The organism is Streptomyces sp. NPDC046349 (assembly GCF_055587885.1).
In genome coordinates this window covers 26,062-37,906 of sequence record NZ_JBVJFK010000002.1, presented here as the reverse complement: position 1 = coordinate 37,906, position 11,845 = coordinate 26,062, and the positions used below count along the sequence as shown (strand labels likewise).

Here is an 11,845-nt window from a genome sequence, read left to right as displayed (position 1 = left end):
CCTGACCGGACGACGCGTCCGTGCCGGGCGGGGGGCGATCGGGCATGCGTGTCACGGAAATCCCCTGCCGGGCGCACTCACCGCGCACCGCGCAGAAGGGACCGCTGACGGCGATGCAGATCCGGCTGACCGTCCTCGGGTCGCGCAGCGGCCACCAGACCGCGACCGCCCCCGCGAGCTGTGACGTGCTCGTCACCGCGCCCGCCGGTACCGCGCTGGCCGCGGTCGCCTCCGGGCTCGCGGCCACCGTCGGCGGCCCCGACACCGGGGGCACGGTCGTGCTGTACGCGGGTTCCGAGCGCCTCGACCTCCAGCGGCGGGTGCTGGGCGAGCCGCCGCTGGTGGACGGCGCGGTGCTGGCGCTGCACTCCCCGATGCCGGACGTGCTGCCCGAGGACGGCCTCGGCGCACCCCAGCTGCACGTCGTGGCCGGACCCGACGCGGGCGGGGTGCACCTGCTGCACGGCGGGCAGATCCGGGTCGGCCGGTCCGCCGACGCCGACGTCCCGCTGGACGATCCCGACGTGTCCCGGATGCACTGCGCGGTGACGGTGATCGGCGACGGCCGGGTCGCCGTGGCCGACCTGGGGTCGACGAACGGCACCACCCTCGACGGCTCCCCGGTCGGGATCCAGCCGGTCGCCCTGCGCCCGGGAGCCCTGCTGCGGGTCGGCGAGTCCACCCTGCGGCTGGCTCCCGCGAGTCCGCCCGTGCTGCCGGTGACCCCGGACCAGGAGGGCCACCTGGCTCTCGCCGCGCCCGCCGGCCCGGACGGCCCCGCCGGGGCCTCCCCCGACGCCGCCGGGAGCGCGGCGGGCGCCCGCGGCCCGGCCGGCCCCGGGGCGTACGGTCCGCACGCCGCCGGCCCCGGCCCGGCGCCGGGCGCCTCCGGCACCGCCGCGGGCACGGCAGGGCCGTACGGGCCGACCGGCGCCGCCGGGGCGGCCCGTCCGGGCGCGTCCGACTCCCCGGCCGGGACCGGCGGGCCGGACGGGCCCCGGCCCGGGTCCGGCCGCCGCAAGGGCCTCGGCGCGTGGGCCCGCAAGTGGGTGCGCGGGGAGGACGTCGCGCAGGACGCTCCGGAGGCGGTCGTCGCCGCCGCCCCGCCGCACCCCGACGACCCGGCCGCGCTGCTGCTGGGCGCGATGGGGCCCACCGGGCGCCTGTGGTCCCGTACGTCCGGGCGGGCCGCCGGCTCCGCGCTGCTGGAGGTCGGGCTCGGCGCCGGGAGCCGGGTGTCGCTGCCCGCTGTGGGCGCCCTCGGCCTGGCCGGCCCGCGGGCCCGGATGTCCGGCGCCGCCCGCTGGGTGGTCGCGCAGCTCGCCGGACTGCACGCGCCGGGACAGCTGGAGATCGTGCTCGTCTGCGCCGACCGGGCCCGTCCGCTCGCCGACCGGCGCCGCGACTGGGGCTGGCTGGGCTGGCTGCCCCACGTACGGCCCGCGCACGGCCAGGACTGCCGCCTGCTCCTCGCGTTCGACCGCGACCAGGCCGCCGCCCGCACGGCCGAGCTGACCCGGCGCCTCGACGACGGTCCGCTCGGCGCGCACTGGGCGAGCGCCTCCGCGGACCGGGTCCGCGAGACGGCCGACGCCTACGCGGGCCCGTACACCCTCCTCGTCCTCGACGGCGATCCCGGCACCGGCGCACTGCGCGACATCACCGGCCGGCTCGCCTCGCACGGCCCCGCCGCCGGTATCCACGTCCTGGTGCTCGCCGAGGCCCCGGCCGCCACACCCGCCTCTCCGGTCACCGACACGTACGAGACCGCCTGCGCGGCCACCGCGGCCTTCCGGGACTGCGGCGCGGTCGCCCTGCTCAGCGGGGACGTGGCCACGGCCGTGCGGACCTTCGAGATCCGGGGCGGCCGGCCGGTCCCGTCCGGGGGCACCGCTGTCTCCGACGCCGTCTCCACCGCCTGGGCCGAGCGGTTCGCGCGGGCTCTGGCACCCCTGCGGCCCACCGACGCCGGGGCCGGCGGCCCGAGCCGTCCGACGGCCGCCACGCTGCCCGCCACGGCGCGTCTGCTGGACGAGCTGGGTCTGGCCCGGGCCACCCCGGCCTCCCTGATGGCCCGCTGGGCGGCCGCCACCGACCAGGGGCAGGCCCAGGGCGGCCTGGCCGAGATCGTGCTGGGCAGCGGGCGGCGCGGCCCCGTCGGCACCGAGCTCGTCCACGACGGGCCGCACCTGATCGTGGAGGGGCCGGCCGGCAGCGGGCGGACCGAGCTGCTGCGGTCGGTGGCCGCGTCGCTGTCCTCGGGCGCCCGCCCGGACCGGCTGGGGCTGGTGCTCCTCGACGGGGCCGGCGGCGAGCGCGGCGACGGGCTGCTGCCCTGTACCGAACTCCCGCACGTCTCCGCCCACCTGGTCGCCTCCGATCCTGTGCGCATGCGCGAGTTCGCGCAGGCGCTGGGAGCGGAGCTCAAGCGGCGTGCCGAGCTGCTGGACGGCGTCCACTTCGCCGAGTGGCACGCGCAGCGCGAGGTGTCCGGCCGGATGGTCGCGCCCCGCCGGCCCGCCGCGGGCGAGGTCCGCGGCGACGGCGGCCCGTCGGCCGGTCCTCCGGGCGCCGGGGAGCCCGTGCGGACGGGAACGCTCCGGCTGCGCGCCTCGGTCACGCGCACGGAGCCGGCCGGACCGAGCCCGCTGCCCCGCCTGGTGGTCCTGGTGGACGACCTCGACGCGCTGGTCGCGCCCGGCCTGGGCAGTGCGGGCCGGCCCGCGGCCGGTTCGGTGGTGCGGGCGCTGGAGGCGGTGGCCCGTGACGGTGCCCGGCTGGGCGTGCACCTGGTGGCGAGCACCTCCCGCCCGGACCGCACGGCCGACACCGGCCCGGCCCGGATGGCCGCCCTGCGGGTGGAGCTCGCGGCCCCGGACCAGCCGGGGCCCGGCCGGGGCGTACTGCGCTTCGCGGACGGCCGTACGGTCCCCTTCCAGGCGGGCCGGGTCACCGGGCGGATCCCCCGCACGGCGACCCTGCGGCCGACAGTGGTCCCGGTCGAGTGGGAGCGGATGGGCGATCCGCCGGCCCGCAGGCCGGTACGCGAGCTGGGCAACGGCCCGACCGACCTGGCGCTGCTGGCCAGCGCCCTGGACCGGGCCGCGCACCTGGTCTCGGCGATACCCGTGCTGTTCCCGCCGGCGCCCCAGGACGCCTCGTAGCCCCGCACCCGTCCCGGTGACGCGGTATTGCGGGGCCGCGCCGGTCGGCGTAGACCTTGTGGTCCGGGACACACCACGGGTATCGGGGGCAGAGCCATGCGCGAGCACGGAACGGGCCGTACGCATCTCAGGTGGGCGGCGCTGGCCGCGGCGGGCGCGCTCGCCCTCGCCGCGTGCGGGGGCGGCGCGGAGGAGGAACCTCGGGCACCGCAGGGCGGCACGGCCTCGCCGGGGGTGGCGTTACCACGGCTGGACGGTGAGAAGCTGCAGGTCGCAGCGGTCTGGACGGGACCCGAGCAGGAGAACTTCACCAAGGTCCTCAAGGAGTTCGAGAAGCGGACGGGTGCCGCCGTCACCTTCGTCCCGGCCCAGGACCCGATCGTCACCTTCCTCGGCACGAAGATCGCCGGCGGGGCTCCGCCGGACGTCGCACTGCTGCCGCAGGTCGGGGCGCTGGTCTCGGCGGTGGAGAACAAGTGGGCGCAGCCGGTGGGACCGGAGGCGCAGGCGCAGTTGGACAAGAACTACTCGGCGGGCTGGAAGTCGCTGGGCGCGGTCGGCGGTACCCAGTACGGCGTCTACTACAAGGCCGCCAACAAATCGCTGATCTGGTACAACGCGAAAGCCTTCGAGGCGGCGGGCGTCAAGCCGCCGACGACCTGGAAGGAACTGATCACCGCGGCGGACACCCTGTCGGCGTCGGGCACCCCTGCGGTCTCGGTCGCGGGCGCGGACGGCTGGACCCTCACGGACTGGTTCGAGAACATCTACCTCTCGCAGGCGGGCCCGGAGAAGTACGACCAGTTGGCCAAGCACGAGATCAAGTGGACCGACGACAGCGTCAGGCAGGCCCTGACCACGCTCGGTGAGCTGTTCGGACGCAAGGACTTCCTGGCGGGCGGCACGAGCGGGGCGCTGGCGACCGAGTTCCCGAAGTCGGTGACGCAGACCTTCACGGGCGGCGACCGGCCGGCGGCCGCGATGGTCTTCGAGGGCGACTTCGTCGCGGTGAACATCGGGCAGACCGAGGCGAAGGTCGGCGAGGACGCCCTGGTGTTCCCCTTCCCGGCGGTCGGCGCGAAGCCGCCGGTGGTCTCGGGCGGTGACGTGGCCGTGGCGCTGAAGCCGTCGAAGGGCGCGCAGGCGCTGCTGACGTTCCTGGCGTCGGCGGACGCGGCGCAGATCCAGGCCCGCGAGGGCGGTTTCCTCTCCCCGAACAAGGCGGTCGACCCGGCGGCCTACCCGAACGACATCCAGCGCAACATCGCCAAGGCGCTCATCGCGGCCGGCGACGACTTCCGCTTCGACATGTCGGACCAGGCGCCGGCGGCGTTCGGCGGGACGCCGGGCGCGGGCGAGTGGAAGGCGCTCCAGGACTTCCTGGCGAACCCGTCGGACGTGGCGGGCACCCAGGCGAAGCTGGAGGCGGACGCGGCCAAGGCCTACGGGAACTGATCCCCGTGACGGCCCCCGCCGCGCACGGCCTGTCCGCCGAGGCACGGCGCCGCCGCCTGGTGGCGGCGGCGTTCCTCCTGCCGGCCCTCGTGCTGCTCGGCGCGCTCGTCGTGCAGCCGATCGGCTACTCGCTGTACCGCAGCTTCTTCGACCGCTCCGGCGACGTGTTCGTCGGCGGCGGCAACTACCGGGAGATCTTCGCCGACGACGGCATCCGCACCGCCTTGAAGAACACGGCGGTGTGGGTGGTGCTCGCCCCTGCCACGGCCACCGCCCTCGGGCTGATCTTCGCGGTGCTCACCGAACGGGTGCGCTGGGGAACGGCGTTCAAGCTGCTGGTGTTCATGCCGATGGCGATCTCGATGCTGGCGGCGGGCATCATCTTCCGGCTCGTGTACGACCACGACCCGGACCGCGGTGTCGCCAACGCGGTGTGGGTCGGCGTCCACGACACCTTCGCGCAGTCCTCGGCCTTCCCCAAGGCCCGACCGGGCCGCGACTCGCCGCTGGCGGACGCGGGCGGGGGCGCCTTCGTCACCCGCGGGCCGGTGCGCGCGGGCAGCCCGGTGCTGCTCCCGCTGGTCGGCGTGGCCCCGGAGGCGCTGCCCGAGGGGACCCGTGCGGCCAGGGCCCCGGCCTCGGTGGCGGGGGAGGTCACCGGCACCGTCTGGCAGGACTTCACCCGGGGCGGGGGCGGCGCGACGAACGTGGTCGACCCGAGCGAGCAGGGCTTCTCGGGGATGCGCATCGAGGCGGTCAAGGAGGGCCGGGTGGTCGATACGGCGACAGCCCGTGCCGACGGCACCTTCACGCTGTCCGCGAACGCCGACGGGGCGCTGCTGCGACTGCCCGCGGCCAACTTCCGGGAGGCGTACGGCGGGGTGGAGTGGCTCGGCCCGGCGCTCGTCACCCCGGCGGTCATCGGGGCGTACGTGTGGATGTGGGCCGGTTTCGCGATGGTGCTGATCGGGGCCGGGCTGGCCGCCGTACCGCGGGAGCTGCTGGAGGCGGCGCGGGTGGACGGGGCGAACGAGTGGCAGGTGTTCCGGCGGATCACCGTCCCGCTGCTGGCTCCGCTGCTGGCGGTCGTGCTCGTCACGCTCGTCATCAACGTCATGAAGATCTTCGACCTGGTCTTCGTGATCGCTCCGGGCGCGGTGCAGGACGACGCGAACGTGCTCGCGCTCCAGCTGTACCGGACCTCCTTCGGCACCGACGCCGATCCGGGTCTGGGCAGCGCCATCGCCGTGCTGCTGCTGTTGCTGGTGATTCCGGTGATGCTCTTCAACATCCGCCGTCTGCGGAAGGAGGGGGCCCGATGAGCCGTTCCGACGCCGCGCCGGACCCGAGGCCGGAACTCCGCCCGTCCGTCCTCGGGAACGGCGCCGCGTCCGGCGGCGGGGCCGCCGGAGGGCACAGCCCGAGCGCCGCGGGCGCCCCGGCCCGGCGGGCCGGACGTGCGACGACATGGGCCGGGCGGGCCGCAGGCGGGTTGGCCGGCGGCGCCGTGCGCGTCTTCCTGGTCGTGGCGGCACTGTTCTGGCTGCTGCCCACCCTGGGGCTGCTCGTCTCCTCCCTCGCCTCCCCGACCGACCTGAACGACGGCGGCTGGTGGCAGGTGTTCAGCGCGCCGTCGCGGCTGACCGCCGAGAACTACGAACGGCTGCTGGCCAACGACACGATCACCTCCTCGCTGCTGAACACGTTCGCGATCGCGGTGCCGGCCACCCTGCTCGTGCTGGTCCTCGGCTCGCTCGCCGGATACGCCTTCGCCTGGCTGGAGTTCCCCGGCCGGGACTGGCTCTTCCTCGTCGTCGTCGGACTGCTCGTCGTGCCCGTACAGGTGGCGCTCATCCCGGTGTCGGAACTCTTCGGCACCATCGGGCTGTTCGAGACCACTGCGGGCGTGGTGCTCTTCCACACCGCCTTCGGGCTGCCGTTCGCCGTGTTCCTGCTGCGCAACTTCTTCGCGGAGATCCCGCGCGAGCTGCTGGAGGCGGCCCGTCTCGACGGGGCGGGCGAACTGCGGCTGTTCACCAGGGTGGTGCTGCCGCTGGGCGGTCCGGCGATCGCCTCGCTCGGCATCTTCCAGTTCCTGTGGGTGTGGAACGACATGCTGGTGGCGCTGGTCTTCGCCGACTCGGCCAACCCGCCGATCACGGTCGCGCTCCAGCAGCAGGTACGGCAGTTCGGGAACAACATCGACGTGCTGGCGCCCGGCGCGTTCCTGTCGATGGTGGTCCCGCTCGTCGTCTTCTTCGCCTTCCAGCGGCAGTTCGTCACGGGGGTGATGGCCGGCGCGGTCAAGTAGCCCGCACACACGCCTCACGTGCGTTGACGCTCCGTAACCCGAATGCCGCACTCTGCGTAACCGGCTCGCCACGCCGGGGGTTCCTGGGCAATATGCCCGCGCCGACCCCTGGATGTCCCGTGCCCCGGTTCAGCGTCATCGTGCCCGCGTACAAGGTCCAGGCCTACCTCCGGGAGAGTCTGGACTCGGTCCTGACGCAGTCGTACCCGGACCTGGAACTGATCGCCGTCGACGACGCCTCCCCCGACGCCTGCGGGTCGATCATCGACGAGTACGCGTCCCGCGACCCCCGGGTGACCGCGGTGCACCTGGCGCACAACCTGGGGCTGGGACCGGCGCGGAACGCGGGCCTGGCCCGGGCCACCGGCGACTACCTGGTCTTCCTCGACGGCGACGACACCCTCGCCCCGGGCGCCCTGCAGGCCCTCACCGACCGGCTGAAGGCCACCGGCTCCCCCGACGTCCTGGTCTACGACTACGCGCGCGCCTACTGGTCCGGGGAACTGGTGCGCAACCGGCTCTCGTACCGGCTGTCCGAGGAGGGCCCGGCCAGCTTCCGGCTCGCCGACCGCCCCGCCCTGCTCGCCATGCTGATGGTGGTGTGGAACAAGGCGTACCGCCGCGAGTACATCGAGCGCGAGGGCCTCGAATTCCCGCCGGGGCTCTACGAGGACACCCCGTGGACCTACCCGGCGCTGCTGGCCGCAGAGTCCGTCGCCGTCCTGGACCGGGTGTGCGTCCACTACCGCCAGCGGCGCACCGGATCGATCCTGACCACTCGCACCCCCCGCCACCTGGAGATCTTCGACCAGTACGACCGGGTCTTCGGCTACCTGGCCGGACGGCCCGAGCTGGAGCGCTGGCGCTCCACACTGCACCGTCGGATGGCCGAGCACTTCTGCGCCGTCTACGCCGACACCCGCCGCCTCCCACGCGCCAGCCGGGCCGAGTTCTTCGGCCGGGCCTCCGCCCTGCTGCGCCGCTACCGCGCCCCGGGCGCCCGCAGTTCGCTGCCGCTGTCCCTCTCGCGGACCGACCGGATCCGGCACGCGCTGATGCGGCTGGGCTTCAGGCGCAGCTACCGGATGCTGTCGGTGCTGCGCTCGGCGGGGCTGGCGCTGGGCCGGGCCGCCACGACGACGGGGCGGGGCCTGCGGGAGTCCTCGCTGCGGCTGCACTACCGGATCCAGCGACTGCTGCCGCTGCGCCCGGAGCTCGCGGTCTTCTCCGCGTACTGGCACGGCGGGTACGCCTGCAACCCGGCGGCGATCGAGGCCAAGCTGCGCGAACTGGCGCCCCGGATGCGGACGGCGTGGATCTGCGACCCGGCGCACGCCGCGACGCTCCCACGGGAGACGGCGGCGCTGCGGCCGGGTTCCGCGGCGTACTGGAGCGCCCTGGCCCGAGCCGGATACCTGGTCACGAACGTCAACTTCGACCGTGCGCTGGTCAAGCGGCCCGGCCAGATCCTGCTCCAGACCCAGCACGGCACTCCGCTCAAGCGGGTCGGACTCGACCTCCAGGACCGGCCGGCAGCCGCCCCGACCGCGGACTTCGCGGGCCTGCTGCGCGGCGCCGACCAGTGGGACTACCTGCTCTCCGCGAACCGGCACTCCACGCTGGTCTGGGAGAAGGCCGTCCCGTCCTCGTACACGACCCTCGAATACGGCTACCCGCGCAACGACGTCTTCCACCGGGCGACCCGTTCGGACGTGTTGGAGCTGCGCGAGCGGCTGGGGATCCCGGCCGGCTCGACGGCGGTCCTGTACGCGCCCACCCACCGCGACTACCGCCGCAGCCGGCCCGACCACCTGGACTTCGAGCGGCTCCTGCAGGAGCTGGGCCCGCGCTTCACGGTGCTGGTCCGCACGCACCTGACGTACGCGGACGCCGAAGCCGCACGCCCGTGGGAGCCCCACCCGCGCCTGCTGGACGTCTCCACCCACCCCTCGGTGGAGGAGCTGTGCCTGGCCTCCGACGCGCTCGTCACGGACTACTCGTCCCTGATGTTCGACTACGCGGCGCTGGACCGGCCGATCGTGATCCACGCGGACGACTGGGAGGCCTACGAGGCCGCCCGCGGCACGTACTTCGACCTGCGGTCGTGTCCGCCCGGCGCGATCGCCCGCACCCAGGACGAGCTGGTGGACATCTTCACCACGGGCCACTGGCAGGGTTCGCGCTCCGCCCAGCTGCGCTCCGCCTTCCGCGCGCGCTTCTGCTCGTACGACGACGGCCACGCGGCGGAGCGGGTGGTCCGGCGGGTGTTCCTGGGCCAGACGGTCCCGTCCCCGGCGGTCATCCCGCTCCCGGACCGCCACCCGGCCCCGCCGGCCCCGGCCCCCAGCCCGGAACCGGCACTGGCCCACGTCTGGCCGTAGGGCGGGGGTTTCAGGACTGCTCCCACGGCACGGGGAAGTCTTTCGCGACGGAGCCGCGCCGTTGCCTCAGGCCGGGCCGCGAGCCGACTTCAGGCCGGCCACCACCTGGTGGGCCAGGGTGTCCAGGTGGGCCGGGGTGACCGCGTCGCGGACGACGACCTGGCGCCAGTAGAGCGGGCCGATCAGCAGGTCGAGGGCGTGGTCGGGGCCGATCTCCGCCGGGAGTTCGCCGCGGGCGACGGCGTCCGCGACGATGCCCTGCGCCATGCGGTGCTGGCCGTCGAGGAGGGCGCCGCGGACGGCGTCCGCGATCTCCGGATTGCGGGACGCCTCGACCAGGAGGTCGGGGATCACCGCGGAGGCCACCGGGTGCCGCAGCACGTGCGCCACGACCTCCAGCAGGGCCCGTACGTCGCCGTACAGCGAGCCCGTCGCCGGGACCGGCAGACCATCCACGGCGAAGGCGCCGATCAGGTCCAGTACCAGGTGCAGCTTCGACTTCCAGCGCCGGTACACGGCGGTCTTGCCGACCCCGGCGCGCCGCGCGATGCCCTCGATGGACATCCGGGAGAAGCCGACCGCCGCCAGCTCCTCCAGGACCGCGTCGCGGATCGCCTCGGTCACGTCCTCGCGCAGGACGGCGGCACCCGCCGGGGCGCGGCGGGCGGGGGCGGCTGCGGAGGGGGCGGGGTCCGTGGTCATGCACAGAGCATAGAGCCTCGCCCCGTCACGACGATACGGTTGCGTTCCATCGATCCGCGCCCTAACCTCGCCGTAGCGACGATACGGACCCGTCCCGACCTCCGTCGAAAGCGAAAGCGATCCCAGTGACCACCGCGACCGCATCCAAGACCGCGCCCGCCACCTCCGCGGAGCTCGCAGAGCTGGCCGCCGCCCACGGCCTCACCCTCAGCGGCGCCCGCCCCACGCTCCCCCGCTACATCGCACAGCTCTGGCAGCGCCGCCACTTCGTGAGCGCCTACGCCACCGCCCGCATGCAGGCCACGTACAGCACGGCGAAGCTCGGCCAGCTCTGGCACCTGGTGACCCCGCTGCTCAACGCGGCGGTCTACTACTTCATCTTCGGCATCGTGCTGAAGGCCAGCCACGGCGTGCCGGACTACGTCCCCTTCCTGATCACCGGCATCTTCCTCTGGGACTTCATCAGCAGCTCCGTCAACGCCGGCACACGCGCCGTCCACAGCAACCTCGGCCTGGTCCGCGCTCTGCACTTCCCCCGGGCCAGCCTGCCCGTCTCCACCGTCGTGCAGCTCTTCCAGCAGCTGCTCGTCTCCATGGCCGCCCTGGTGATCCTGCTGTTCGCCTTCGGGCAGCGGCCCGGCCCGGCCTGGCTCCTGACCGTACCGGCGCTCCTGCTGACGGCCCTGTTCGCCGCCGGCTGCGCCATGGTCATGGCCCGCATCGGCAGCAAGAGCCCCGACGTCATCCAGCTGATGCCCTTCGTCCTGCGGACGTGGATGTACGCCTCGGGCGTCATGTGGTCCATCGACCAGATGCTCGGCGAGAACGACCTGCCGCACTGGGTGCTGGTGGCCCTCAAGGCCAACCCCCCGGCCGTCTACATGGACCTGATGCGCTTCGCGCTGATCGACAGCTTCCCCGCGCACGCGCTCCCGCCCCACGCATGGCCGCTGGCCGTCGGCTGGGCGCTGCTCGCGGGCGTCGGCGGATTCATCTACTTCTGGAAGGCAGAGGAGGCGTACGGACGTGGCTGACGGCACCCGGGTCCCCACCGTGATCGCGGACGGGGTCCACGTCATCTACAAGGTGCACGGCACCGGAGCCCGCAGGGGCGGCGCCACCGCCGCCCTCGGCCGGATCTTCTCCCGCGGGGCCGCCCCCGGGATGAGCGAGGTGCACGCGGTCAAGGGCGTGTCCTTCACCGCCTACGAGGGCGAGGCCATCGGCCTCATCGGCTCGAACGGCTCGGGCAAGTCCACCCTGCTGAAGGCCGTCGCGGGCCTCCAGCCGGTGGCCCGCGGCCGGATCTTCTCGCACGGCCAGCCGTCCCTGCTGGGCGTGAACGCCGCCCTGATGAACGACCTGACCGGCGAACGCAACGTCATCCTCGGCGGCCTCGCGATGGGCATGTCCAGACAGCAGATCCACGAACGCTACGACGGCATCGTCGACTTCTCCGGCATCAACGAGAAGGGCGACTTCATCTCCCTGCCGATGCGCACGTACTCCTCCGGCATGGGCGCCCGGCTGCGCTTCTCCATCGCCGCCGCCAAGGACCACGACGTCCTGATGATCGACGAGGCGCTGGCCACGGGCGACGCGGCCTTCCAGCGGCGCAGCCAGGCCCGCATCGAGGAACTCCGCGCGCGCGCCGGCACCGTCTTCCTCGTCAGCCACGCCATCACCACCGTCCGCGAGACCTGCGACCGCGCGATCTGGCTGGACTCGGGCGTCCTGCGGATGGACGGCCCGGCGGAAGAGGTCTGCGCCGCCTACGAGAATTCCAGCCGCGCCGACGCTTGAGGCGCACCCGCGGACACGGCAGCGAACGG

The 11,845-nt window shown here is 74.2% G+C and carries 8 protein-coding genes; 7 read left to right on the top strand and 1 reads right to left on the bottom strand.

Going from position 1 to position 11,845, the window contains the following annotated elements:
- Positions 1–113 precede the first annotated feature (113 nt).
- The 5 genes from ACZ6JS_RS03855 to ACZ6JS_RS03835 all read left to right on the top strand — a co-directional run bounded on the left by ACZ6JS_RS03855 (position 114) and on the right by ACZ6JS_RS03835 (position 9,311).
- Complete coding sequence (locus ACZ6JS_RS03855; protein WP_469296375.1) at positions 114–3,164, top strand: FHA domain-containing protein; 3,051 nt, start codon at positions 114–116, stop codon at positions 3,162–3,164.
- 96 nt (positions 3,165–3,260) lie between these two features.
- Positions 3,261–4,619 (top strand): ABC transporter substrate-binding protein, encoded by a 1,359-nt coding sequence (locus ACZ6JS_RS03850; RefSeq protein WP_469295592.1) that lies wholly within the window; start codon positions 3,261–3,263, stop codon positions 4,617–4,619.
- Positions 4,620–4,624: 5 nt separating this feature from the next.
- Positions 4,625–5,941 carry a carbohydrate ABC transporter permease gene (locus tag ACZ6JS_RS03845; protein WP_469295590.1) on the top strand — a complete coding sequence of 439 codons (1,317 nt, stop codon included), beginning with the start codon at positions 4,625–4,627 and terminating at the stop codon, positions 5,939–5,941.
- Entirely contained in the window at positions 5,938–6,930 is a 993-nt protein-coding gene (locus ACZ6JS_RS03840; RefSeq protein ID WP_469295589.1) for a carbohydrate ABC transporter permease, read from the top strand. Before ACZ6JS_RS03845 ends, ACZ6JS_RS03840 begins: the two co-directional genes overlap by 4 nt.
- 119 nt (positions 6,931–7,049) lie before the next feature.
- Positions 7,050–9,311 carry a bifunctional glycosyltransferase/CDP-glycerol:glycerophosphate glycerophosphotransferase gene (locus ACZ6JS_RS03835; protein ID WP_469295588.1) on the top strand — a complete coding sequence of 754 codons (2,262 nt, stop codon included), beginning with the start codon at positions 7,050–7,052 and terminating at the stop codon, positions 9,309–9,311.
- 66 nt (positions 9,312–9,377) lie between these two features.
- On the opposite strand, the gene ACZ6JS_RS03830 is transcribed toward ACZ6JS_RS03835, so the two are convergent.
- Complete coding sequence (locus ACZ6JS_RS03830) at positions 9,378–10,013, bottom strand: TetR/AcrR family transcriptional regulator (RefSeq protein WP_469295587.1); 636 nt, start codon at positions 10,011–10,013, stop codon at positions 9,378–9,380.
- Positions 10,014–10,138: 125 nt separating this feature from the next.
- Between ACZ6JS_RS03830 and ACZ6JS_RS03825 the strand changes: the two genes are divergently transcribed.
- Positions 10,139–11,047: an ABC transporter permease gene (locus tag ACZ6JS_RS03825; RefSeq protein WP_469295586.1), complete on the top strand. Its 909-nt coding sequence runs from the start codon at positions 10,139–10,141 to the stop codon at positions 11,045–11,047.
- A complete protein-coding gene (locus ACZ6JS_RS03820) occupies positions 11,040–11,816 on the top strand; it encodes an ABC transporter ATP-binding protein (protein ID WP_469295585.1) in 777 nt (258 codons plus the stop codon). The genes ACZ6JS_RS03825 and ACZ6JS_RS03820 overlap by 8 nt, the downstream gene beginning before the upstream one ends.
- Positions 11,817–11,845 lie beyond the last annotated feature (29 nt).